This is a genomic window from Prevotella mikamonis (assembly GCF_055381405.1).
Window position 1 is genome coordinate 2,435,131 of record NZ_AP035785.1, and the last position, 26,888, is coordinate 2,462,018.

Genomic DNA, 26,888 nt, shown 5'->3' on the forward strand with positions numbered 1-26,888 from the left:
TTTAAGTTGGTGAGTTGTAGGAGGCACTCTCACGTGCGGACGCGGCATGCCGCGTCCCTACAATGGTATTCTGGTTATACGTATATTCAGCCCTACGCGCAGGAATAGGTACTTCAGATGATAACATAGTTAAGAAAACGAAAATTCTGCATATATAATAAGGTGTAAGCAAAAAGTTTATTTACTTTTGCGCCTTAATAACGTACAATCGTAACTATGCAAGAGAATCTGGTTATCGTCGAAAGCCCGGCCAAGGCAAAGACGATAGAGAAGTTTTTAGGTAAGGATTATAAGGTAATGTCTTCTTACGGACACATCCGTGATTTGAAGAAGAAAGAGCTTAGTATTGATACAAAGACGCTGGAACCCGACTACGAAATACCCGAAGAAAAGAAGAAACTGGTGGCCGAACTGAAGGCTTCGGCCAAGAAAGCCAGCAAGATATGGCTCGCTTCCGATGAGGACCGCGAGGGAGAAGCAATCTCGTGGCATCTGTGTGAGGTGTTGGGGCTGGACGAAGAGAAGACCAGCCGTATCGTATTCCACGAGATTACGAAGCCTGCTATCCTGGCAGCTATCGACAGTCCGCGTCGCCTGAACATGGCCTTGGTGAACGCGCAGCAAGCCCGTCGTGTACTCGACCGACTGGTGGGATTCAGACTTTCGCCCGTGTTGTGGCGCAAGGTGAAGCCTGCTTTGAGTGCCGGTCGTGTGCAGAGTGTTGCCGTGAGACTCATCGTAGAGCGCGAACGAGAGATACAGGCCTTCCAGACAGAACCTTACTACCGCGTGAATGCCATCTTCGGACTGGTGCATAGCGACGGCTCGGCCTCTGAACTGAAGACGGAACTCGATACCCGGTTCAAGACCCACGAGGAAGCGTTGGCTTTCTTGGAGAAGTGCAAGGATGCGGAGTTTACGGTGGCTACCATTGCCAAGAAACCGTTGAAGCGCACGCCTGCTCCCCCATTTACCACTTCGACGCTACAGCAGGAAGCTGCCCGCAAGCTGGGGTTCACCGTGAGCCAGACGATGATGGTGGCCCAGCGGCTGTATGAGGGTGGACGCATCACCTACATGCGTACCGACTCTGTGAATCTGTCGTCGCTGGCCATCAATACGAGCAAGGACGAAATCATTGGTCGTTACGGCAAGGAATACAGCAAACCGCGCAACTATCATACGCATGCCAAGGGAGCGCAAGAGGCCCACGAGGCTATCCGCCCGACCTTTATGGATACGGCCGAGATAGAGGGTACGTCGCAGGAAAAGCGTCTCTACGATCTTATCTGGAAGCGTACGGCAGCCAGTCAGATGGCCGATGCGCAGATAGAGAAAACCACAGTGACCATCAATATATCGGGGGCTGGCGAGAAATTCGTGGCTACGGGCGAGGTGATAGCCTTCGATGGTTTCCTGAAAGTATATCGCGAGTCGATAGACGACGAAGACAATGCGTCGGAAGAGGCTGCCAATATGTTGCCTGCCATGCAGGAGGGTGATGTGTTGCAGCGTCGCGAGATAAGCTCTACAGAGCGTTTCAGTCAAGGACCTATCCGCTATACGGAAGCCAGTCTGGTACACAAACTTGAAGAGTTGGGTATCGGCAGGCCGTCTACCTATGCCCCGACCATCAGCACCATTCAGCAGCGTGAATACGTACAGAAGGGTGACAGAAAGGGCGAAGAGCGCTCGTACACCATTGATGTGCTGAAGGGAATCAAGATTGCCGGTAGGGTGAAGAAAGAGATGGTGGGCAGCGAGAAAGGCAAACTGCTGCCTACAGATACGGGTATCGTGGTGAATGATTTTCTCATGAAGAACTTCCCCGACATCATGGATTACAACTTCACGGCGCGTGTAGAGCAGCAGTTCGACCAAATAGCCGAAGGCAAGGAAGGGTGGAACGACATGATGAGAGACTTCGATAAGAAGTTTGAACCGACAGTGGAAAAGGTGATGAACGCACGTTCGGAGCATAAAGCTGGCGAACGCGAGTTGGGCATCGACCCGAAATCGGGCAAGCCGGTATTTGTGAAAATCGGCCGTTTCGGTCCGATGGTCCAGATAGGTTCGGCCGAAGACGATGAGAAGCCGCGCTTCTCGCAGTTGCCGACAGACAAGAGCATGGAGACGATAACGCTCGAAGAGGCGCTGGAACTGTTCAAGTTGCCCCGCACGGTGGGCGAGTATGAGGGTACTGATGTGGTTATTGGTTCGGGCAGGTTCGGGCCTTACATCATGCACAATAAGAAATACGTGTCGTTGCCAAAGGGCGAAGACCCTATGACGGTGACGCTTGAGACGGCTGTAAAACTGATTCAGGAAAAGGTGGAGCAGGAAGAAAAGCGCCACTTGAAGCAGTTTGACGAGGATGCCAAACTGGAGGTGCTCAACGGTCGCTATGGGCCTTATATTGCTTACGATGGTAACAATTATCGCATGCCGAAGGCACTACACGAGAAAGCAGCGGAACTGACTTACGAACAATGTATGGAGATAGTGAATGCTGCTCCGGCTCCGAAGGCTAAAACGCGTCGCAAGAAGTGAAGCGAATCATTATCATAGGCTACATGGGTGCCGGCAAGACGACGGTGGGAAAGGCACTGGCGCAGGAACTGGGCATACCTTTCTACGACCTCGACTGGTATATAGAGAGCCGGATGCACAAGACGGTGAAGCAGATATTCGACGAACAAGGCGAAGTCGGATTCCGCCGGATAGAGCATAACATGCTGCACGAGATTGCCGAGTTTGAGGACGTGGTCATCAGTTGTGGCGGCGGTACGCCTTGCTTCTATGATAATATCGACTACATGAACCGGCAGGGCGAGACGGTCTATCTGAAAGCTACACCGGAGGTGCTATACGGACATTTGAAGATGGGACGGTCGGTCCGTCCCCTGCTGCTTAACAAGACTCCCGAAGAAGTGGAGTCGTTTATTCATGAACAGCTGGCATATCGGGAACCGTTCTACGCCCAAGCCAAACATATATTGGATGTGAATCTGCTCGACAACTTCGAGAAAATCAAAATCTCTGTGCAAAGAGTGAGAGAGCTGGTACAGATGTAAGCACTCTCGACGCGCACATAATTATTTATTCAGCTAATTTCCTAAACAAGATACTTCGATGAAAAAATGGACTGTTGAAGACTCCAAGGAACTCTACAACATCAATGGATGGGGAACCTCTTATTTCGGCATCAACCCGAAGGGTGATGTCTATGTTACACCTTGCAAGGACAATACACAGATAGACCTGCGCGATGTGATGGACGAACTGTTGCTGCGCGACGTGACACCACCGGTATTGCTGCGATTCCCCGACATTCTTGACAGCCGTATCGAGAAGACGGCTTCGTGCTTCAATAAGGCGAAGAAGGAATATAACTATCAAGCGGAGAACTTCATCATCTATCCTATCAAGGTGAACCAGATGCAACCGGTAGTCGAAGAAATCATCTCGCACGGCCGCAAATTCAATCTGGGCTTGGAGGCCGGTTCGAAGCCTGAGCTTCATGCAGTGATTGCCGTACAGTGCCAGAGCGATTCGCTGATAATCTGTAATGGCTATAAAGACCAGAGCTATATCGAGTTGGCACTGCTCGCACAGAAGATGGGAAAGCGTATTTTCATCGTTGTGGAGAAATTGAACGAGCTTGAAATCATTGCTCAGGCGGCCAAGAAGCTGAAGGTGAAGCCCAATCTGGGTATCAGAATCAAGCTGGCTTCGAGTGGCAGTGGCAAATGGGAAGAAAGTGGTGGAGACGCTTCTAAGTTCGGATTGAACTCGTCGGAGCTGTTGAAGGCATTGGAGATTCTCGAAGAGAAAGGACTCAAAGACAGCCTGCATCTGATTCATTTCCACATTGGAAGCCAGATAACGAAGATTCGTCGCATCCAGACAGCGCTGAGAGAGGCTGCCCAATTCTATATCAACCTGCACAAGATGGGGTATGCAGTAGACTTTGTGGACTGCGGTGGCGGCTTGGGTGTCGATTATGACGGTACACGTTCGTCGAGCAGCGAGAGCTCCGTGAACTACTCCATACAGGAATATGTGAATGACTGTGTGTACACTTTCGTGGATGCGGCCGATAAAAACGGAATTCCACATCCTAATATCATCACCGAGAGTGGACGCTCGCTTACGGCTCATCACTCTATATTGGTGATAGATGTGCTGGAAACTGCCAGTCTGCCGGAGATGCCTGAAGAGTTCGAACCGAAGGAATCGGACCATCAGCTGGTGAAAGATCTCTACGAGATATGGGATAATCTGAATCCGCGTACGATGTTGGAAGACTGGCACGATGCCGAACAGATACGTGAAGAGTCACTGGAACTCTTCTCGCATGGTATCGTAGACCTGCGGACGCGTGCCGAGATAGAGAGTATGTATTGGAGTGTTACGCATGAAATCAATTCGATTTGCCGGACTATGAAGCATGTACCGGAGGAATTGAAGGGACTCGATAAGCTCCTGGCTGATAAGTATTTCTGCAACTTCTCCTTGTTCCAGAGCTTGCCCGACAGTTGGGCTATCGACCAGTTGTTCCCCATCATGCCTATCCAAAGACTCGATGAACGCCCTGCTCGCAATGCTACGTTGCAGGATATTACGTGCGACAGCGATGGAAAAATTGCTAACTTCGTGAACGATGGACACATCAGTCACGTGCTGCCTGTCCATCCCTTGAAGCGCAACGAGCCTTACTATCTCGGTGTTTTCCTCATCGGTGCTTACCAAGAGATTCTCGGCGACATGCACAATCTGTTTGGTGACACCAACGCCGTACATATTTCTGTAAAGGACGGTGGCTATCATATCGACCAGATTATTGACGGCGAGACGGTGGAAGAGGTACTCGACTACGTTCAGTACAACCCCAAAAAGCTCGTTCGGCAACTGGAAATATGGGTAACGAAGAGCGTAAAACAGGGTAAAATCTCGTTGGAAGAGGGTAAAGAGTTCCTGAGTAATTATCGTTCGGGGTTGTACGGCTATACCTATCTGGAGTAAATCGAAATGAAAGAGAAGCTGACAATCGTTAAAGTTGGTGGTGCTGTGGTAGAAGACGAGGCTCAGTTGGCACGTCTTTTACACGATTTTTCGGGCATAAAAGGACGAAAGATGCTTGTTCATGGAGGTGGTCGCAAGGCTACAAAAGTGGCTGCATCCCTTGGTATTGAGACTAAGATGGTGGATGGCCGACGCCTGACCGACCGCGATATGTTGGAAGTAGTGACGATGGTCTATGGCGGATTGGTGAATAAGAATATTGTGGCACGCTTGCAGGCGATGGGGATAAACGCCCTCGGACTGACTGGGGCCGACCTGAATGCTATTCGTTCGCATCGCCGTCCGATTCAAGACGGGATAGATTTCGGCTTTGTGGGAGACGTCGACCAAGTGAATGCCGACGGGCTATGTACACTCATTGAGGATGGTCTGACGCCCGTCATAGCTCCTTTGACCCACGACGGCGAGGGCCATATGCTCAATACCAATGCCGACACCATAGCTGGCGAGACGGCCAAGGCATTGGCTGCTTGCTACGATGTGACGCTGATGTATTGTTTTGAAAAGAAAGGAGTATTGAGCAAGCCCGATGATGATGAGAGTGTTATTCCTGTGATAACGCGCCAAGACTTTGCACGCTATGTGGCCGACGGAATTGTTGTTGGTGGCATGATTCCTAAGTTGGAGAACGCTTTGGCTGCCGTTGAGGCCGGTGTTTCACGGGTTATCATCACACAGGCAACCGCTATTGACGGATTGCAAGGTACTGTAATTCGCTAAAAGTTAATTTTTGTTTATCCTGTAACTTTCCTTTATTCCATTCGTCATTCAATTAGAGAGATGAAAATAATCAGTTTCCGAAACGATGTATTGCCGCTGAAGAATCAGCTCTATCGGCTCGCTCTCCGCATCACGCTAGACAGCGCCGAAGCCGAAGACATTGTGCAGGAAACGATGATAAAGGTGTGGGACAGGCGTGAAACATGGCAGGAAATAGAGTCTATTGAGGCCTTTTGCTTCACAATATGTCGAAATTTAGCGCTCGACAGCATCAAACGCCACGGTAGTCAGAATGATTCGCTTGACGAACATGATACCGATAGCCCCGACCAATCTCTTGATCCGTACGAGCAAATGCTACGAAACGACAGGGTGGATGTAGTAAGGAAGCTCGTGGATGAATTGCCTGAGAAACAGCGCAGTTGTATGCAACTACGCGATTTTGAGGGAAAATCCTATAAGGATATAGCCTCCGTACTCGGAATAACCGAAGAACAGGTGAAGGTAAACATCTATCGGGCACGTCAGGCTATCAAAGTAAAATTTCAAGAAATCGACAATTATGGATTATAAATACATCGATCAGCTATTGGCACGCTATTGGGATGCGCAGACCACTCTTGAGGAAGAGGAGATTCTGAAAGCATTCTTCAGCCAGGAAGACATTCCTGCCAGTCTGCTCAAGTACAAGCCGTTGTTCGCCTATGAGCAGCAGGAAGTGCGGACAGACGTGCTGGGAAGCGACTTTGATGCCAAGATTCTGTCAATGATAGAAGAGACTGCTCCTGTAAAGGCACGCACCGTCTCTATGGCCTATCGTCTGCGTCCGCTGTTCAAGGCAGCTGCTGTGGTAGCTATCATATTAACTCTTGGCAATGCCGCTCAGGCTACATTTGATGATAAGACCGATGGCTATGCCGGTGCAGCAGTGGAGAAGACCCACGAAGGAGCAGCCGTTGCACTGACGGATTCCGCCGTTATCGACTCTGTTCAGCATTCCAGTATAGATGCTGTCCCGATGTCGGGCACTGCCATACTCAAATAGATTATTTCTATGCTTTCTCTATAAATCATGTTTAGTAAAACAACAACGAAGCTGTGAAGCTTCTATTCTCTCAAATTTTTCATAACATACTAACGTAGTAAAGGGCTGTACTGAATGGTGCAGCCCTTTTATTTTGTTGTAACCTTAGATGTTATTCTATCCTGAAGTTTATAGGAATGTTGTATTCGCAACGCACTGGTTGACCATGATGAATGGCAGGATGGAACTTGGGGAATTTGCGGACAACCTTGATAGCTTCAGCATCAAAAGGGTAGAAAAGGCTTTTCCTGATGTTGATGCACGCCAGACTACCATCTTTTTCTACCACACACTGAAGAACGACTCGCCCTTGCCAGTCGCTTTCTATGGCAGGATAATGAAGATGATATGCAATAAATCTCATCATCTCTCCGATACCTCCAGGAAACGATGGCATCGTATCGCAAACACTATAGATAGGTTCTAAAGGACGGTTAGTATATTTAGGATTGAAGAGCCAGTCCTGTGTGGCCTGGTAAACGTGGTTTCCAGCAGTGATTACTTCCAGAGGGTAGATGCTTTCTATGGTTCGTTTGACCATCTGAGCAATAGCTCGGCATCGCGCTTCAGGAATACTTCCTCCTTCGATAACATACATCATGACGGTATCTACCTCTGCAAATTGGTTGCTGTTGAGCTTCAGCTTGGCATGAAATCCGACGTGTTTACCTGCTAATTCCGGGTATTTACCAAGTGCAAACCAATAATCAATGCTGTCTTGGCTGAATATTTCTTGGAAATTCCTGCCGGGCCTTTTCTCGTAATTCCATTGTCGTATGTTTTTGATTTGTCCTTTGTCTACAGCGATAGTTCGTTCTTCTGAGTATGCTTTCGCTCCTCCTATATTACTGTATGTTAACAGATTTCCGCGGCCGGCACGTAGCGTATCTGTCACCCAGTCGGCTACAATTCGGCCGTGATGTGAATACGCTTTAAATATCTTCTCATAGCCTTTCAGCCGACTGATTTCCGGTTTAGCTCCTCCTACCAGATGATAGTAGATGCTGTCAAGTACTATTTGCTCATTCTCGACAGTCCAATAAGCTATATAATCATTGTCGCTATCTGTCCAGCCATCCTGTTCCCAAGGCAGATATGACTGTAAGGCCTTGGTTAATTGCGCGTCCATTTCAATCGGACGTGTAAGCAAATTGAACTCGACCCCGTTGATATAGATGCGGTCATTCTGTGGTCTCACAGCTTGACAGCACATGTTACACATAAAGAGGAATATACAGAATAAGGTCTGTTTCATATCTAATCAGCTATAATACTATGACAATACGCATTTTACCGATGCCGAATCCTCATCTATCTCTCTGCCCAGTCACTCCGATCAAGATTACGATAGCTCACGGCTTCGGCTATATGCTGTGCGCTCACTTGCTCGCTTCCGGCAAGGTCGGCAATGGTTCTGGCCACTTTCAAGATACGACTGTAGGCGCGAGCACTCAGACTTAACCGCTCCATAGCAGTGCGAAGCATGTCCAGGCCAGTGCTGTCGGGTTCGGCAAATTGATGTATCATGCGCTCCGACATCTGTGCGTTGCAATGCACATGAGCCTGTCCGTGGAAGCGTGCAGTCTGTATCTCGCGTGCTTTGATAACTCTTTCGCGAATGATGCTGCTCGGTTCTCCGGGCTGCACTTTGCTCAAATCCTTGAACGGGACAGGCGTTATCTCCACCTGAATGTCTATACGGTCGAGCAGCGGCCCGCTGATTTTATTCATATAGCGTATGATTTGGCCCGGCAAACAGACACAATGGTGCGTAGGGTCTCCGTAATATCCACATGGGCACGGATTCATACTGGCCACAAACATGAACGAGCAGGGATATTCTACGTTGTATTTTGCACGGCTAATCGTTATTTTCCGGTCTTCCAGTGGCTGTCGCATTACCTCCAGCGTATGCTTGTTGAACTCAGGCAACTCGTCACAAAAGAGCACGCCGTTGTGTGCCAAGCTAATCTCGCCGGGCATGGGATTAGCTCCTCCGCCCACGAGAGCAACCTCCGAAATAGTATGGTGAGGGGCACGGAACGGACGTTGTGAGATGAGTGAGTCGTTTTTGCCCAGTCGTCCTGCCACACTGTGTATCTGTGTGGTTTCCAGACTTTCGGCCAGGGAAAGAGGTGGAAGGATGGACGGCAGTCGCTTGGCCATCATCGACTTTCCACTTCCCGGCGGCCCAATCATTATCAGATTATGTCCTCCGGCAGCTGCTACTTCGAGTGCGCGTTTCACGTTTTCCTGTCCTCGGACATCTGCAAAGTCCAGATCGAATTTATATTGTTGTTCGTAGAATTCGCGTCGGGTGTCGATGGTGGTAGGCTCATAATTCTCTGTCCCTGTGATAAACTTCACCACATCGAGTAGCGATTCCATGCCATAGACATTGAGATTGTTCACCACGGCAGCTTCGCGCACATTCTGTCGAGGCACGATAAGACCGTCGAAGTGTTCGTTGCGCGCTTTGATGGCAATGGGCAAAGCACCTTTGATAGGTTGCAGATGACCGTCAAGACTCAATTCTCCCACCATCATATAGCGCCCCAGAGACTCATCGGGAATATTTCCATTGGCGGCCAGAAGGGCGATGGCCAACGGTAAATCGAAGCTACTGCCTTCCTTGCGTAGGTCGGCCGGTGCCATATTCACTGTGATGTCGGCTTTCGGAAATTGAAAACCGTTGTATTGCAAGGCAGCAGCTATGCGGTCTCGTCCCTCTCTCACGGCTTCGTCGCCAAGTCCGGTAAGATGATAGAGTATACCCGGTGTCAGGCTCACCTCGATGGTAACAGTGGTCACGTCGAGACCGTTGACGGCCGCACAATAAGTCTTTACTAACATGTCTTCTTGGTATTAAGGTGCAACGATGTGTCGTTATTTCATCTTCTCCAGTTCGCTGCGAAGCCGTTCGGAAGTCATCCCGCGCCCCACGATACGACCACGTTTCATCACGATGTTGTTGGGAATGTTGAACAATCCCAGTCGCTTGACGAGATTACCTTCAAACATCTTGCCGTCGCACACCACGCTCCACGTCCATCCTTCGCGCTCCACATTTTCCTTACAGAGCTTCGGGTCGGCATCCAGACTGATGCTGACGATAGCCAGTTTGCTGCCAAGCTCTTCGCTGTATTGCTTGAGTCGGCGCACGGCATCCATAGATTCGTAGCTCCAGGTGGCCCATGTGTTGATGATGACGATGGGAACTTTGGCGAGTGTCCTGCTGTCGATGCGCTTGCCCTTGATGTCGGTTGCGGTGAATGCAGGTAGTCCTGTAGGCATGTTGCGGGCTTTCTGGAGCAGTCGGGCAGGGTAGCCATTGTCGGGCTGTGCCTGTCTCAGCATTGTCAGCAAGCGTATGGCCTTGGCATGGTCGGGCTGCGGTGTCAGCAAGAAGTATTTGCTTACCAAGTAAGCTCCGACAGGCGAGTCGGCATGGTCGGCAATGAACAGCTCGGCATGTTTGCGGATTTCGGGCGGTGAGTTATTCACTATCTGTTGGCGGAATTTCGTCATCAGTTCGTTGTCTTTCGTTCCCGTAATCTCCATCTCTTTCAGGTGGGACGCATCGCCCTTGATGTCGACGGTCTTACCAGGCACGGCAAACACCGGCTGTTCGGAGAAATTAGGAAATACAATCATCAATGTGGCTTCTCGTTCGAGAGGAGTCTCGTACGAGAAACGACCGCCGACGACCTTGATGGTGTCCATTCCATTGATGCCACCGTCGGGACTGTAAACGTAAAACTCACCCTGATTCAGGTTGATGAGACGTCCGTCAATCTTGAAATGTCGACCGTTCGTCCCACACGAAACCAGAATCAGGGTGAGCAGTATGAACTGTATGAGTTTTCCCATTTATCTGACCTTGGCAAATTCCAGATCCTTCTCTGCGTATTTCGACAGTGAAGCATCCTTTTCCAGTGCTTCTTTTAGATAGGAGTTGGAAGCATACTTATTCTTCATGCGTGCGCTGATAATGGCATGCAGATAGCTTGTCATGGCGTCGGGATGCTTGATGCTCTTCAATGTAAGGGTTGCAGCTGCATAGTCCTTGTTGAGTAATTGGGCCAGTGCAGTGCTGTTGCTGTCAGAGTTCTTCAGGTTTTCGGCTGCCTGTGCAAAGTTTCCTTTGGCGATATTCAGATTGCCCATCACCTCGTTGAAGCCGTTGGCATTCACTGCCTCCGACAGTTTGGCTTCTGCCTCTTTCACGTTACCTTGTTGCAGGGCCATCAAAGCCTGGTTGGCAAAGGCTTCGGGAGCCTTGCTGTCTACGCGCTGTGCCTGTCTGAAGTAGTCGGCAGCTGCTGCGTTGTTGCCCTCGTTGAAGGCCAATACACCCAAGTTGTTGTAAGCGCGATAGTCTTTGTCGTAGAGTTCCGTGGTCTTCTTATAGATGGCAGCCTGCTTGGCCGTACTCTCTTCCAACGTTGCAGCGTAGAGCAATTCCTCCAAACTCAACTTGGCAGGGTCGGCCACATACTGTGCCTTAATCTGTGCGTCATCGCGCCCGATGGTCTCGTAGTTGATGGTCAGGCGACTTCTGCGCAATTCGGGCAACACCTCGTCGGCCAGTTCGCGGAATCCTTCGCTCATGTTACGAATCTGCCGTTCGCGCTCCTGTGGGTCTTTATACATGGAGAGTACGCGCAGAATCACGTCCTTGTCCTGGATGTTTGAAGCCAATACCAACTGCTGGAAACCTTCCCAGTCCTGTGCCGTATAGTGGGCGTCGATGGGTGCTTCCACCTTTGTGTTCTTGAGTTGCTGTTTCACATATCCCTCACTGACGGTCTGGCGCTTGTTGGCCAGCTTGTCATTGAAATCGAATCCGCCTTCGGGTGAAGCGTAAGCCGAGACCTCGACATTCTGGATATTCAGCTGCTCGCGGTCGGCATTGATTCTCTTGAGCAGTTTCACAAACTCTTGCACGCTGTTGTTTTTCAGTTCGCTTTGGCGCAGGTTGGCTTGGTTCACGAGAAATCTCACGTTGGCTTCCTGCTTCATAGCGTTCACGCGTTGGAAAGAGTCAGGAGCTATGCAAGCTCCTCCGTTAATCAGCGTCTGTCGGTAAAGCTCGCTCGTGGCGATGACGCCGTCGGCCACTTTCACGGCCGGAATCTTCACCGTCTTATTGCCTATGCGTGCGTCGAACGTGAGATACATCTCACTGCTCTGCATGTCGGGCGTATAGTCAAAGTTGGTCTTCATGGTGTATCGGCCACCTAAGCGATACGAAATGCTCTGGTCGTTGCCCATCACACTTTCGCCTTGGAAACTTGCACCTTGTCCTCTGACCACCCGACCACCGCCGTAGCGCAGTTCGGGAACCACGGTCACGACAGCCTTCTTCTTCATATATTTCTCAGGAAATACGCCGTTGATGGTGGCAGGAACTTCGCCGCCTACTGTCTCTAGTGGATTTGGATTTACTGTGAAATAGTCTGCCGAGAGTGCTCCCATCTTCCCCGAACAAGAGGAAAGGGCTGTTAATGCACCTACAGATAAAGAAAGAATAAGGCTTTTATTCATACTTCGATTAAAGTTTAGGAGGTAAAAAAGTGCCGCGAGCGGGACTCGAACCCGCACAGCCATTACTGGCCAAGGGATTTTAAGTCCCTCGTGTCTACCAATTCCACCATTGCGGCATCAGGAATCTTTGTTGTCTTTCAGAATGTAAAGAGAGCGGAAAACGGGACTCGAACCCGCGACCCCGACCTTGGCAAGGTCGTGCTCTACCAACTGAGCTATTTCCGCGTAGACCGCAGGGCGAAACGATATTGCCCTGCAACGTGAATGCAAAGATAGTTGATAATCTCGGAATAGCCAAACGAATTGCATTTTTTTTAATTCCAGTGTCGCGTATGTACCTTATATAAATATCCTTGCAAATATAGATTATATGCACTGAAAAAACAGAAGGTTATAGGGGGCGAATGCAATTCGCCCCCTACAAATAAGAATGTTCGCTGCTTATCGGACTACAGTCCTCAAATCTTTTACCTATCAATCATCCATTCTCAACTATCCATTTTCAATTGTCAATTATCCATTGGACTTACCAACGCCATAACTCATAAACTTATAAACTTACAGACTGTAGTGTACTGAATAAGTTGACAGTATCCACGTATTAATTAAAAAACGTAAACCGTCATGATTAAGTACAATGAAACGGAGAAACTCTTGTTATTAAGTCAGTACATCACCAGTGGCCTTGATGCCTACCATTTCGCCGGGAGTCGCGGTATTCCCTACACCACGTTCCGCCACATCCTGCGTTGCTACGGTCATCCGGACACCTCATCCATATCCGAGCTGATGAAACAAGCACAGATTCCCACCACCGTCGAGGAACTCCAGGCCCAGCTGGCCCGTGAGCGTAAGGCCCACGCCGAGGAACTCAAGCGTCTCAAGCATGCCCTTGCCCAGGAGCAGGTTCGCAGCCTTGCCAACTCCACGATGATAGACCTTGCCGAGAAGAAGTTCAACATCCGTATCCGAAAAAACTCCGATGCCAAGTAATCAGTACCTTGTCTCAGGGGGAGGAATGCTGCCGGCTCAAGGGTTGCGTCTCCTTCCTCTGCGGTTATCTTGGCATCAGCAGGCAAGGCTATTACCGCCACGTAGAGCGCTCCATGGATGTGGACGTCCTTCGCACGAGCATCGTGCTGTATGCCGGCGAGGTCCTCAAGGACATGCCCAAGGCGGGCATGCGCGAACTCTATGCACTGTGCCGTAGGAAGTTCGGTCCCAAGTTCACCCTCGGCCGCGACCAGTGCTATGCCCTTTTCCGCTCCAACGGCCTGTGCCAACGCCGTCGCAAGCGTCCCCGGACAACCTTCTCCAACCACGGCTACTTCATCTACGGCGACCTGGTCAACACCACTCCCAAGCTGCGTCCCCACCGCCTGGGCGAACTTTGCGTGGCAGACATCACCTATGTCGCCACGTCTTCGGGCTGGGCCTACCTGTCGCTGGTCACCGATGCCGCCTCACGGGTGATCCTCGGCTGGGCCCTGCACCCCACACTGGCCAGGGAAGGCCCCATCCAGGCCATGCAGATGGCCATGGGATGCTACAGGGAGTACGGTGTGGACCTGACCCTCCTGATTCACCATTCAGACCGCGGTGTACAGTATTGCTGCCATGAGTACGTCTCCCTCCTGGAGCGTTCCGGCATCCGTATCAGCATGACCCAGACCGGAGACCCGCTCCACAATGCCCTGGCCGAGAGGATGAACAACACCGTCAAGAACGGCTGGCTCTTCGATACCCATGACAAGAGCTTTGAGGAGGTCAGTCAACTCGTGGCCAAGGCCGTGAGGCTATACAACACCGTACGCCCGCACCAGAGCCTGGAGATGCGGACACCGCAGCAGGAACTGCTCAGGCTCCTGGGCCGTGCAGCCTAGGGGATTCGCTCCGGGGAGGATGCAAGCCCCCGACGCCAGGACTCCCCCGGTATTCTCCATAGAGTCCATCCATCATAAAAAAAGAGGTCAACCTTTGGACGGACAATGAAGAAACATTAACTTTGCACTTCGACGACAGCTGTCAACCAGAAATGAACTTTGGAGAAAGAGGTGACAACCTGCATGGAAAATAAGAATCGCAGGTGTCAACAGATAATCAATTTAAAAACAAAAGCTGTCAACTAAAACCAGTACACATCAGACTCAAAATACTGCAACGGCTTGGCAGTGTTGCTGACTGGGCTTTGCAGCATTTCTGTTTGGCCTTTGCAGCAATGCTGCGGAGGCCTTGCAGTTTTTTGAGTTTTTGAGTTTGCGAGTTCTTTAGTTATTGGTTGCATCTCAACTATGGCTTTTGTCGGTTCTTTCCTTGTGTTTTTTTGTTCCTTTGTCTAAAGAAGTATTCCCGGTTTCTGAGTTGTCGGGCTAATTCTATTCGCCCCTCCAGCTGGGGATAGGGCTACTCCCGCTTGCGAAGGTGGCATGCCGTGTCCCTGCAATTCTCCAGACTTTACCTACTTTGATTATTCATAATCAATTCGTTTTGCTGTAAGTGTTTGGTAAACAAGTGGACAGGCAAACGAAGGGGAAAGATATGTAAAAAGGGTGTTTATATGATTTTTTTATTTCGCTCTGCTTGATGTGTGCTAATATTTGTGTATATTTGCAACTTAAAACTAATAAACACAAAGAGTTAACTATTGTTGGAATGTTATAATTTTAGAGGCTGGCTGGGTAATCCTGGAAGCTGTAATCAATTTTTTACAAAACAAGATGAGGAATAAACAATTCGCTTTTCGCCTTGCAGGTTGGGCGTGGTTGGGTATCATGGCTGCCGGACCTTGCTGCTTGCAATCCATGGCACAGACTACTGAAAACAAGCAGCCGGTACGCACAGGGCGTATTTACGGGCAGGTAACGGATGCGGCCGGTATTCCGCTGACGGGTGTTACTATCCGTATGGAAGGATTTACCGGAGGTTATATCACCGACCTTGACGGTCATTACGATATAACAACATCGGCCAAAGAGGCCCGACTCACCTTTTCTTATATAGGTTATAAGGATGTGGTGCGGACTGTGAAAAACGGCACTGTAGGCAATATTGTCATGGAAGAGGATGCCGGCCAGATAGGCGAGGTCGTAGTAACGGGATACGGCACCAAGAACAAAAACAGCTTTACAGGAGCGCAGACTTCGGTAAAGCGGGAAGACCTGATGGCCGTGGGTACGAAGAATGTGCTGAAGAGCCTGTCGGCTTTTGTTCCGGGTATGATGGTGCTGGATGATAACGTGGGTGGTTCTGACCCCAACAAAATGGCAGATATCAATATCCGTGGACGGGCAACATTTACGGGAACGGCCAATATGCCGGTGTTTGTGGTAGACGGTTCGCAGGTAAGTGTGGAATATGTCTACGACATGGATATGAATGATATAGAGACGGTGACTGTGTTGAAAGATGCTTCGGCGTCGGCTCTTTACGGTGCTAAGGCTTCGGCTGGTGTCATCGTTATCAAGACCAAGGCGCTTACGGGTGGCCGACTGAAAGTTAATTACAGTGGCACGCTGCGTCTGTCTACGCCCGACCTGAGCGACTATAATCTGCTGAATGCAGCAGACAAGTTGGAGTATGAGCGGTTGGCAGGACTATATAGTGATGCCAACAACGCCGAGCAGTATCTGCTTGACCAAAAGTATGCAAGGATTTACGGTGAAGTGATGGACGGTGTGAATACCGACTGGATTTCGAAACCGCTGCGCAACGCCCTGTCTCACTCGCACAGCCTGAGCCTTGATGGCGGCGACGAGCGTGCCCGCTACAGTCTGGGTGTGCGTTACGGTAAGGATGGGGGTGTGATGAAAGGTTCGGACCGCCAGCGTCTTTCAAGCAATTTCAGGCTTAGCTATAACGTGTCGGGCAAGTTCTTTGTATCCAACTCTTCTACTCTTTCGAATATCAAGACCAACGCATCGCCTTATGGAGACTTCTCGGCGTGGGCGCGTCAGAATCCTTATGAGAACCCCTACGATGCCAATGGCACGCTGCGTCCCACGCTGAACTACAGCATGTCAAATCCGTTGTACGAGGCATCATTGGGAAGCTATGGCAAGGGCGACAACCTGGACTTCCTGAATACGACGACCTTGCAAGTGTGGTTGGGAGAGAAGATTCGTATAGACGGAGATTTCTCTTTCCAGAAAGTAAAATACAGCAACCGCAGTTTTGTGTCTCCTTTCTCGGCCGAGCAGTTGAGGACGGTGAGCGATGTTTCGCGTCGTGGCCGACTGACGGAGTCGAACAGCAGTACGACTACCTATCAAGGCAAGGTGATGGTTTCCTACAACAGCTATCTGTTCAAGAAGCTGTTCCTGAGCGCGATGGGTGGTAGCAGCATCGAGTCGTCGTCGATAGACAACTCTTCGTACACCTCTATCGGATTCTATACCGACAAGTTGGGGCATCCGGCTTTTGCTTCGCAGTACGATGCCGGCAAGCCTGGTGGCTCTGATTCCAAATATACAGGTGTGGGCTTCTTTGCCAATGCCAATGCCATCTGGGACAATCGCTATTTCCTGGACCTTATCTATCGTTACGAAGGTTCTTCAAAGTTTGGTAAGAATACCCGTTTTGCTCCGTTCTGGAGTGTGGGCGGAGGTTGGAACATACACAACGAGCAGTTTATGAAAGGGCTGCCTTTCCAACTCCTGAAGCTGCGTGCGAGCATGGGTTATCTGGGTAACATCTCGTTTGAACCCTACCAAGCCCTCACCACCTACAGCTATGCCAATGGCTATAACTACGTGAAAGGTATTGGAGCAGTGCCATTGACTATCGGAAATACCGACCTGAAATGGGAGCGTACGCTGAGTACCAATATCGGTATTGATATGACGGTGTTCAATGGCCGACTCGATTTCTCGGCCGACTATTATATCAAGAATACCGACAATCTGTTGCTTGACATTACTAAAGCTCCATCGGTAGGTGTTTCCACCTCGCGCGAGAATGTGGGCGAGGTAGAGAATCGAGGTTTTGAATTCCAGACAAGGGTTATTCCTATTCAGAATAAAGACTGGCAATGGTCTTTGAGCTTGAATTACTCTTATAACGAGAATAAAATCAAGAAGATTAGCAATGCGCTGCGTGAACAAAACGAGCAGAACCAGAAGAAGGGCGGAATCAGTCCGCTGCCCATCTATGAAGAAGGGCAGTCGCTTACGGCCTTGAAGGTAGTTCCCTCGGCAGGTATCGACCCTGCAACCGGTCAGGAAATCTATATCAAGCGCAATGGTAACTATACATTTGTCTACGATGCCAACGACAAGGTGGTGTTCGGCGACACGACGCCCTTCGGTATCGGTACGCTCAGTTCCTATCTTACATACAAGCAGTTCTCGCTGGGTGTATCGTTCCGTTATTCGTTTGGCGGTGCTGTGTACAACGAGACGCTGGCAGGCAAGGTGGAAGGAGCTAACCCGCGCTATAATGCCGATGAGCGCGTGTTTACAAGCCGATGGAAGAATGCCGGCGATATTGCTAAATTCAAGAATATAGCCGATTACAGTACTCCTATGCAGACTTCGCGCTTTGTAGAAACCAACAACTATCTCACGCTCAACAGTCTCACACTGGCTTACGAAGTACCTACGAGTTTCATACAGAAATACGGCGTAAGACGCCTGCACCTGGAGATGGTTGCCAACGACCTGTTCTACTGGTCATCGGTAAAGCGTGAGCGTGGATTGTCTTATCCCTACGACCGCAGCGTTGAACTTTCGGCAAGATTTTCATTCTAACCCCTAATAAAAAACAGATGAAAAAGATATATATAAATATACTGTTGCTGGCTTTTGCAGGTGTGACAACACTGTCTTCGTGCAACGATTTCCTTGATGTTCAGCCAGCCGGTCAGTTGGAGCAAGATTTACAATTCAATGATATACGCGGTTTCCGCGACGCCATGTATGGAATCTATGGGAAAATGGCTTCCAAGGAGTTATATGGGGCTAATCTCTCGTATGGCTTTGTAGACCAGCTGGGACAAATGTTCGGGTATGACAATGTAGAGAGTACGAGCTATTATATAAGCAGATATAGCTACACACGCGATGATGTGAAGACACTCATCAACACCGTGTGGGGCGAGCAATATGCAACTATTGCCGACCTGAACAATATTCTTATCCATATAGATAAGGCCAAGTTCAGTCACGAAGAGTTGAACTATATGAAGGGAGAATGCTTGGGACTGCGTGCTTTCCTGCACTTTGACCTTTCACGTCTCTACTGTGAAGATTATGCCAAGAGTGATGCCACAACGCGTGGACTGCCTTATTCCACGACCTTCGATTTGAAGAATAAACCTCTCTATTCGCTGCATGACACCTATAAGTTGATTTTGAAAGACTTGGACGAGGCAGAGACGCTGTTGGCCAATGACGAAAAGGTAGAGGTAGAGAAGACGGCAACGAGCAATTATCTGGCCGGACGTGCGGTGTTCTTCAACAAGTATGCCGTGCTGGCTACCAAGGCGAGAGTGTATTATGCCATGCGCAACTATGAGAAGGCAGCAGAATATGCCAAGAAAATCGTAGAGTCGGATAACTTTAAACTCGAAAAACTGACCACGATGAGCGACATGCGTCGTTTCCCCGCCGACGGTGAAGTAATCTTCGGATTGTACAACACGCAGCTGTCTAACGATATATCCAGCATCTTCCTTTCGCAGAAGGCACGTGGTAACTTTATGGAAGGACGTCGCGACTTGGCAGAGCTTTACGAGAGCAGCAAGTTCACCGGAACGGTGTTTGATATTCGTTACAGTGGCTTCTACCAGATGAATGCCAGTGAGAATACGGCCAGCTTTGTGCGTTTCATTGCTTCCGATGCAGAAGTGACAAGCAGTCCTTTGCAAGGCTTGACGCTGATTCGATTGCCCGAAATGTACTACATCCTGAGCGAAAGCTTGTATGGCAGTAATCCCAATGAGGCAAAGATGTATCTGAATAAGGTAAGGGAGAGCCGCCATCTCGATAATATAGAAGATGCAAAGGTAAGCGACAGAGCAAAGTTTGAGCAGGAAATGATTCGGGAGCGCATGCGTGAGATGCCGGGCGAAGGCCAGGTGTTCTATGCGTTGAAGCACTACGGGCGTGGATTTACCGATTTCCGTGGCATGACAAACTACGATCCTGCCACGGGTATTATGGTGCTGCCCTGGCCCGACCGCGAACTTGAATATGGAAACAAGTAATCAGTCATCATTTTAACTAGATAATTATATGAAAAATAAGATAACATATTTGTGTGTGGCATTGGCTGTTCTCATGGGAATGTCCGCATGCAGCAATATAGACTATGACGGCGAATACAGCGAGGATGGTTACTATACCAGTCCGAACCAGGTGTATTTTTACTACGCTCATGCCAATGATACGTTGTTGAACTATACTTTCGGTCCTGTATCGGATACCATAACCTCTCACAGGATTGATATTCCTGTGCGCATAGCAGGCAAGGCGATGGATCGCGCACAGACTTTCAAGGTAGAGGTAGATGCTGCCAGTACGGCCAAGGCCGGCGTTCATTATACGGCCTTACCCGCAACCTTTACCATTGCTGCCAATGAGGTGACAGGCAATATACCTGTTGAACTGTTGCGTAAAAATCTATCAAGCACTGCGTCCGAAGGTATCAAGCTGGTGCTGCGATTGGTCAACAGCGACGACTTGGGTGTAAGGTTCGGCAGTAGTAATAAGGTGACGATAACCTTTGACAATGTGCTGCTCCGTCCCAATGCTGTGTGGGATTTTATGGAAAGTTATTTGGGAATAGGCCCTTATACGACAGCCAAGTATCGCAAGTTGTTGGAATATTACAATGGCGACCCTGCAAAGATAGAAGAAGCTCTAAGTGGCTTGAATCTTGAGTTGTATTATGAAATCATTTATCATATACAGGATGTTGTAGCATATTTTAATGCGCACCCTGAAGAAAACGTATAAGGAAGTATGAAGATAAAGCATATTTTGGCATTGGCGGTGTTGGCAATATCCGCAGCCTCATGTATTACCGACGATTCCACGCAGGGCAATAATGCTACCTCAAAGCTGGCATTGGCCACTCCGTTGGAGAAAACTTACACGGTAAACCGTTGGGACAAGTTTGAGCTTGATCCTGAAATTACACAGACCAACACTCAGAAGGAAATTGCCTATGAGTGGGAAATAGATTACAAGAAAGTGGCCGATACAAAGAAGCTAAGCTATCTCTGTAAAGACTTCGGCGAGCATCCCGTGCGTCTTAAAATCACCAACGGCGATGATATAAAACTGTACGAGTTTACGCTCAACGTGCAGTATTCCTATGTGCAGGGATTGTATATCTTGGCAGACTATCAAGGCAAGTCTATCGTTTCTTATCTACCCGATGGTGTAGAGAAAAAGAATTTTGAGCTAGATGCCTTGTCTAAGAACAATGAGACAGAGAAATTCCCAGCCAATCCCAAGGCGATTACTTTTGCAACAATTACGGGTACGCCTGTGATTTTTGTGGCTATGGGCAATCCATCCAAGGTGTACGAGATGAATGCCAATCTGATGACCGTATTCAAAGGTGTGGATGCCGGTGGCGAAGTGTCATGGCTTGCTATGAATCCGCAGTCGTATCCCAAGCAGCTGCTGATGACGGTAGGTCATCAGCTCATGGGAAAAGAACCCCGGCAAGATCGTATTTTCGACCTTACCTATAGCTTGATGAGGGACTTGAAGGAGAAGAATTCAGAGTTTGCCGACAACATGACGCTGTGGTATCGCAGTGACAAGTCGTACATTCATGCTATCGCTTTCTTCGACAATGCTCATGGTCATTTGGTTGCTAAAGAGATAGAGACGGGCTTGTATATCCCGAAGGAAATCCTGCCGGGTACGTTTACAGGGCAGCGACTCATCGGTATGGGCGGTTCTGACGGTCAGCGCGACCTTGCTATGATTACGAAGACAGCAGATGGGAAGTTCATGTTCTATAATATATTCCCAGGCTACTACCGTCGTAACAAAGACAAGAAGGTGATAGATGCCGTCATCAAATTCTCCGGTGAGATGCCTGCTACGAGTGGTATAGCCGATGGTTCTATCATCCGTACAGCTCCTGAGCATAATATGGTGATTTATACCAATGGAAACAAGGTATATGATTTCAGCGTACTCTCCAATGGAAACTATCCTGTAAAAGAAGAATTTACAGTGGGCGATGCAAATGAAAAAATTGCCGATATGTATGTCAGTGCAGACAATAGCAAACTGTATGTAGCTACGAACGACAATACCAAGGAAAAGCAGGGAAGTATCTACTGCTATGATATTAATAACAAGTTTAAGAAGCTCTGGGAGAAAAAGAATATTACCGGGAAAATCAAAAACATGACGTACCGCGAACAATAAACTACGAGAAATGAAGATTAAACATGTTCACTACAGTGCGATAGGAGTATTCTTGCTCCTATCGCTCTTGCTTGTTCTGCCGGTTCATGCCGACGACAGCAAGAAGCAAGATAAAAAGACCAAAAAGGAGACCAAGTACGACAGGCTGTTTAAGAATAAAAAGTTCGAAACAGCCAAAAGCCGTTTTATCACTTTACATAAGATGGACGGCAAACTCTACTTTGAGTTGCCCCTGAAATATCTTGGCAAGGAGATGTTGTTAGGTGGAGCTGTATCTTCGGTGACCGATGCTACCTACATTAGTCCTGGTTCCAGGAGTCTCAATCCGATAGATTTCTATTTTGAACTTCAAGACAGCAGTGTTGTCATGAAAACTCCCAATACGGTGGTGTACAACGATGGCAAGGCTTCGCCCGAATTACAAAGTGCGCTGAACCTGAACTATCGGGACCCGCTTTTCTATGGCTTCAAGGTAGAAACCTATAACAATGACAGCTCTGCCGTGGTGTTCGATGTTACATCATTGCTGGCACGTCCCAACAGTATGTTGGGTGTTATCCCTACTACCAATGGCAAGTTTAATATAAAAGCGTCTCCCAAGTCAGACTTGTCATATATCCGCTCCATCAAGAGCTTTGACGATAACCTGTGTGTCAAGAATGAGTTTAATTATGCGGTGACAGCCATGATTATGTCTGTACCTGTAGCCAACGAATTGCCTACTACCATTGGTGTCACTTACAGTCTGTCGCTCTTGCCCGAAAGCAAGATGCGGCCTCGTATTGTTGATTCGCGGGTAGGTATTGCCTCCTCTTCGAAACTGGCCCTGTCTAGCAATATAGAGAAGACCAAATCAACCTATATTGCTCATCGTTGGAACTTGATTCCACGCGACAAGAAAGCCTATGCACAGGGAAAATTGTCGGAACCAGAGAAGAAAATCACATTCTATCTTGACAACACTTTGCCACAGTCTTGGCGTGACCCCGTACGCCAGGGAGTGCTTTTATGGAATCAGGCTTTCGAACAAGCCGGTTTTAAAAAAGCCATAGAGGTGGTGGATTGTCCTAAGGATAATTCCGATTTTGACATGGACGATATGCGGCATAACAGCATCCGCTATATTCCTTCCGAAGCCGAAAGCATAGAAAATCCTGTTTTGGTCAATCCCAATAATGGAGAAATCATCAATGGTTCGTTGATTATTTCCAGCAATATAGCTCAACTGCTTTACAAGCGTAGAGTTGTAGAAACAGCTGCTACTGATGCTTCTGTTCGTTCAGATAAGTTTGCAGACGACAAGTTTGCAGAATCCTTGAAATATTATGTTGCTCGCTGTGCAGGCAAACTATTCGGTTTGCTCGACAATCCGGGCGCATCGTCGGCCTATTCGGTAGACTCTCTTCGCAATGCCCGGTTCACCAGCATCAATGGATTGTCGCCATCTATCATGGACGATGTGTATTATAATTATGTAGCACAGCCTTCTGATAAGAACGTAAGACTTGTTCCCACTGGTCTTGGCCCATACGACAAGCACGCCATAGAGTGGAACTACAAATATTTCGACACAGAGAAAATAACGGTTAATCAAGAGCAAAAAGACTTGGAGAAGATGGTCGATAGTCGAGTTGTCAATCCTCGTTACCGTTACTATCGTGGACAAACGGCGCAGTACGACCCACGTGTTGCCGAAGGTGCTTTAGGCAACAATGCCTTAAAAGCGGCTAATTTGGGCATACGAAATCTGCATACCATCGTGAAGAATCTGCCCAAATGGATTAAAAACGATGAGGACAGTCGTAAGAAAGAGACGCTCTACCTGACGATAGCCCAACAGCATTATGCTTTCTTCAAGCAGGTGATAAGCAATGTTGGCGGTATTTTCCTCAACGATATGAAGCTCAGCTCCGGTGTTCCCCGCTATCAGGTGGTGTCTAAGAGCAAGCAGCGCGAGGCTCTTTTGTGGTGTATTCATCAGGCCAAGCAGTTTACAAGTTATGCTGACCGTTCTTTTGAGAGAAAGGGTTTCATGGCTATCAGCTACTATGATCAGCTGCTCGAATTCATAGGCTACGATATTATGGGGGCGAGAAAGCGACTGGCTGTGTCTAATTATCTTGCTCCTGAGTCCTATTCCCAGAAAGAATACTTTGACGATGTGTTCAATGGCATATTCCAATGTCTGATGAATGGAAAGTCGCCGACACAGGAAGAACGTATCTTGCAGAACACTTATATCACCTATTCGCGTGCGGCTGTCAACAAAGCCCGTAAGAGTTCAGGTGCAGGCAGTACCTCGTTGCGGGCCACTGCTGCCACAACAAGCTACGGTAGTCCTACTTCGCCGTTAGTTCCTACTGTCAATGAGGATGTACTCGACAAGTCTGGTCTTTATTTCTACAGCTCTCTATTGCGGTTGAAACCGATGCTTGAGAAAGTCGTTAAAACGAATTTAGATGCAATGGGTAAAGCACATTATCAGGTGATGCTTTACAAGGTAAATCATCTGTTGGAGGGTAAGCAATGAGAAAGATTCATATCACTGCCTCTTTAGTTGCGCGCCTTTGCACTCTTGCTGTCTGTATGGTGCTGTTCGGCACAAGCGTTCAGGCTTTCCCGTTCTTCAAGAAGAAAAAGAAGATAGAAGCGAAAAAAGAAGTCAAGAAGACTCCTTACGAGCATGCCCTTACCGACAATAAGTGTGAGTCGGCAAATAGTGGCTTTATTTCTCTGCACAAGACCGATGGGAAACTGCTCATCGAACTGCCACAGCACTCGCTCGGCCGAGACATGATAATCGGTGCTACGATTTCTTCTATATCCAATCCCCAACTGGGTAGCCTAGGATTTAAGAATTCTAATTTGATACATATACGTTTTGTGGAGAAAGACAGTACGGTGGTGATGCAGGTCGTCAACTCTGATTTGCTGTACGATTCTGGCAATACGGCGGAAGCTAAAGCAGCTGCACTAAGCTTTGACAATCTCGATTTCTATAGTTTTCCTGTCAAGGGCAGGAGCAAGAAGAACAACAGCGTACTCTTTGATGCCTCGTCTTTCTTCCTCAAGGAAGATAGGTTCTTCCCCATCATGGGTAGCAGGGCAGGCTCGTTCAAGGTGAGTTATACGCACAAGGAAAACCTGTCGCGTATCGTAGGCTTAAAAGCTTTTGAGCGTAATGCTTGTATCAAACTTGACCGTGCATATACCATAACGCTCACCGGCCAGGACAGCAAGCCCCGGCTTAGCAACTATCCGGTGTCTATCGGTGTGAATTTCACAATAGCTCTTCTCCCGGAAATCCCCATGACTCCGCGCCTGAGCGATACACGAGTAGGATATTTCCTTATACCGAAAGATGTACTGAAAGACCAACAGTTGGAAAAGGTAACCGTGGTGAAGAAGTGGCGGGTAGAGCCTAAAGACACCGCAGCCTATTTCTCAGGTCGTCTATCAGAACCGGTAAAACCTATTGTATGGTATGTCGAGAATACGTTCCCAGAGTTATGGAAGAAAGCTCTCAAGGCTTCGGTGCTTCGTTGGAACGATGCTTTCGAGCGTATCGGGTTCAAAAACGTGATGCAAGTACGCGATTTCCCTACCGACGATCCGAAATTTGACCCAGATAACTTTGAATATTCATGTATCCGTTATCTGCCTACGTCTGTGGAGAATGCTATGGGGCCTTCGTGGGTCGATCCTCGTACTGGCGAGATTATCAATGCCACGGTCTTGGTATATAATGATGTCATCAATGTCATTGATAACTGGAGATTCGTACAGACTGCCCAGATAGAGCCTGCTGTGCGGGTTCCACACATGCCCGACAGCATCGTTTCACAGTCGTTAGAGTATGTTGTTGCCCACGAGATAGGCCATACGCTTGGTCTCATGCACAACATGTCGGCCTCGGCTGCCTATCCCACAGACTCGCTCCGCTCTAGTTCGTTCACGCAGAAATATGGTACTACGGCCTCTATTATGGACTATGCCCGATACAACTATGTGGCACAGCCTGGCGATAAGGGCGTTTCGCAGACACCTCCTTTCTTAGGAGTCTACGACTATTATGCCATAGATTGGGGATACCGCCAGTTCCGTAATTCAAGAGGATATGAAGACGATGCCAAGCACTTGCGTAAGTTTGTTGATGACCATGCCAACAATCCGCTTTATCGTTATGGGCTTCAGCAGACAGACACCCGTCTCGACCCGTCGGCCGTTGAAGAAGATTTAGGCGACAGTCCTATCAAGTCTTCTGACTATGGGTTGAAGAATTTGCGCTATATTCTTGCCCACATGGACAGTTGGTTGCCCGATAATGAGGATGCCGAGCGTAAGGGCGAACTTTACACCGAGATTCTACAGCAGGCCCTGGGCTATGTACGCAACGTATATGCCAATATAGGTGGGATATATCTCTATCAGACCAGTGAGCAGTCCGGACTTCCACGCTACAAGGTCGTACCCAAGGAAGAGCAGCGCAAGTCGGCCATGTGGGTACTCAATCAGGCCCGTCAATTCTCTTCCATGGGCAATGAGGCTTTGGAGAAGAAGTTGCCTTATGCTGCCAACCGTCCCTTTAAACTCATGGCACACAGCATCGCAACCATGGCCGTCAGGGCTACGTCGAAGCTCAATCTGTCGTTCTATCTTGATTCCACATCTTACTCTCCTATGGAGTACAATGAGGAAGTATTCCAGTATGTGTTTGCCAAGACCCTGGCCGGCGATGAGCAGCTCGACGAGACTGACAGAACCTTACAGAATGTCTATGTAGATAACATCCGTACAGCTGCTGAAGATGTGAAGCAGGTAACTGATGTGCACAACCTTCGTAAGGATGAAGTGGCATTCCTGAATTTCGGAAAAGCCTATGGAGCGCCGGCCGACCTATGGGGACAGACTGTCGGCCGAACGTCGGAATTCAATTTCTTCTATGCCCAAAAGCTAGACGAGTTGTTGAAGCAAAGATTGGAGACTACGAAGTCTCCCGATTTAAAAGCCCACTACTCGCTTCTGTATAGCAGGTTGCAACAATACATGAAGTAATCCCCCTT

Annotated in this window: 18 protein-coding genes and 2 tRNA genes; 14 read left to right on the top strand and 6 right to left on the bottom strand. The window is 48.6% G+C overall.

The annotated features are described in order from the left end of the window. Positions 1-216: 216 nt before the first annotated feature. Genes topA through ACZ42L_RS10220 form a run of 6 tightly spaced genes read left to right on the top strand, consistent with a single transcriptional unit; the run spans position 217 to position 6,850 of the window. Entirely contained in the window at positions 217-2,550 is a 2,334-nt protein-coding gene (topA, locus tag ACZ42L_RS10195; protein ID WP_464716028.1) for a type I DNA topoisomerase, read from the top strand. Further along, entirely contained in the window at positions 2,547-3,074 is a 528-nt protein-coding gene (locus ACZ42L_RS10200) for a shikimate kinase (protein WP_464716029.1), read from the top strand. The genes topA and ACZ42L_RS10200 overlap by 4 nt, the downstream gene beginning before the upstream one ends. Before the next feature lie 58 nt (positions 3,075-3,132). After that, complete coding sequence (gene speA / locus ACZ42L_RS10205; RefSeq protein ID WP_464716030.1) at positions 3,133-5,025, top strand: biosynthetic arginine decarboxylase; 1,893 nt, start codon at positions 3,133-3,135, stop codon at positions 5,023-5,025. A 6-nt stretch (positions 5,026-5,031) separates the two neighbouring features. After that, complete coding sequence (gene argB / locus ACZ42L_RS10210; RefSeq protein ID WP_464716031.1) at positions 5,032-5,805, top strand: acetylglutamate kinase; 774 nt, start codon at positions 5,032-5,034, stop codon at positions 5,803-5,805. A gap of 60 nt (positions 5,806-5,865) precedes the next feature. Beyond that, positions 5,866-6,378, top strand: coding sequence for an RNA polymerase sigma factor (locus tag ACZ42L_RS10215; protein ID WP_464698901.1), 513 nt, complete (start codon positions 5,866-5,868; stop codon positions 6,376-6,378). Next, positions 6,368-6,850: a pyruvate ferredoxin oxidoreductase gene (locus tag ACZ42L_RS10220; protein ID WP_464698903.1), complete on the top strand. Its 483-nt coding sequence runs from the start codon at positions 6,368-6,370 to the stop codon at positions 6,848-6,850. Before ACZ42L_RS10215 ends, ACZ42L_RS10220 begins: the two co-directional genes overlap by 11 nt. A gap of 151 nt (positions 6,851-7,001) precedes the next feature. On the opposite strand, the gene ACZ42L_RS10225 is transcribed toward ACZ42L_RS10220, so the two are convergent. From ACZ42L_RS10225 to ACZ42L_RS10250, 6 genes are all read right to left on the bottom strand, one after another. After that, complete coding sequence (locus ACZ42L_RS10225; protein ID WP_464698904.1) at positions 7,002-8,144, bottom strand: energy transducer TonB; 1,143 nt, start codon at positions 8,142-8,144, stop codon at positions 7,002-7,004. 56 nt (positions 8,145-8,200) lie between these two features. Continuing rightward, entirely contained in the window at positions 8,201-9,742 is a 1,542-nt protein-coding gene (locus ACZ42L_RS10230) for a YifB family Mg chelatase-like AAA ATPase (RefSeq protein WP_464698905.1), read from the bottom strand. 33 nt (positions 9,743-9,775) lie between these two features. Next, on the bottom strand, positions 9,776-10,759 hold the full coding sequence (locus tag ACZ42L_RS10235) for a DUF4369 domain-containing protein (protein ID WP_464698907.1): 984 nt from the start codon (positions 10,757-10,759) through the stop codon (positions 9,776-9,778). Then, entirely contained in the window at positions 10,760-12,436 is a 1,677-nt protein-coding gene (locus tag ACZ42L_RS10240) for a tetratricopeptide repeat protein (RefSeq protein ID WP_464698909.1), read from the bottom strand. A 30-nt stretch (positions 12,437-12,466) separates the two neighbouring features. After that, a tRNA-Leu gene (locus ACZ42L_RS10245) sits at positions 12,467-12,552 on the bottom strand. Positions 12,553-12,588: 36 nt separating this feature from the next. Continuing rightward, positions 12,589-12,661, bottom strand: a tRNA-Gly gene (locus ACZ42L_RS10250). A 399-nt stretch (positions 12,662-13,060) separates the two neighbouring features. On the opposite strand from ACZ42L_RS10250, the gene ACZ42L_RS10255 reads away from it, so the two are divergent. The 8 genes from ACZ42L_RS10255 to ACZ42L_RS10290 all read left to right on the top strand — a co-directional run bounded on the left by ACZ42L_RS10255 (position 13,061) and on the right by ACZ42L_RS10290 (position 26,880). Then, positions 13,061-13,429 carry a transposase gene (locus ACZ42L_RS10255; protein ID WP_464698446.1) on the top strand — a complete coding sequence of 123 codons (369 nt, stop codon included), beginning with the start codon at positions 13,061-13,063 and terminating at the stop codon, positions 13,427-13,429. Between the two features lie 8 nt (positions 13,430-13,437). Then, complete coding sequence (locus ACZ42L_RS10260) at positions 13,438-14,319, top strand: IS3 family transposase (protein WP_464698445.1); 882 nt, start codon at positions 13,438-13,440, stop codon at positions 14,317-14,319. A gap of 834 nt (positions 14,320-15,153) precedes the next feature. Continuing rightward, on the top strand, positions 15,154-18,180 hold the full coding sequence (locus tag ACZ42L_RS10265; protein ID WP_464702698.1) for a SusC/RagA family TonB-linked outer membrane protein: 3,027 nt from the start codon (positions 15,154-15,156) through the stop codon (positions 18,178-18,180). Positions 18,181-18,197: 17 nt separating this feature from the next. Further along, positions 18,198-19,637, top strand: coding sequence for a RagB/SusD family nutrient uptake outer membrane protein (locus tag ACZ42L_RS10270; RefSeq protein ID WP_464698913.1), 1,440 nt, complete (start codon positions 18,198-18,200; stop codon positions 19,635-19,637). 28 nt (positions 19,638-19,665) lie between these two features. Next, positions 19,666-20,388 (top strand): DUF4843 domain-containing protein, encoded by a 723-nt coding sequence (locus ACZ42L_RS10275; RefSeq protein WP_464702700.1) that lies wholly within the window; start codon positions 19,666-19,668, stop codon positions 20,386-20,388. Between the two features lie 6 nt (positions 20,389-20,394). Continuing rightward, a complete protein-coding gene (locus tag ACZ42L_RS10280; protein WP_464702701.1) occupies positions 20,395-21,825 on the top strand; it encodes a PKD-like domain-containing protein in 1,431 nt (476 codons plus the stop codon). Between the two features lie 10 nt (positions 21,826-21,835). Then, positions 21,836-24,355, top strand: coding sequence for a zinc-dependent metalloprotease (locus tag ACZ42L_RS10285; RefSeq protein WP_464716032.1), 2,520 nt, complete (start codon positions 21,836-21,838; stop codon positions 24,353-24,355). Beyond that, positions 24,352-26,880, top strand: a complete 2,529-nt coding sequence (locus tag ACZ42L_RS10290) for a zinc-dependent metalloprotease (protein WP_464702703.1) — start codon at positions 24,352-24,354, stop codon at positions 26,878-26,880. The genes ACZ42L_RS10285 and ACZ42L_RS10290 overlap by 4 nt, the downstream gene beginning before the upstream one ends. Positions 26,881-26,888 lie beyond the last annotated feature (8 nt).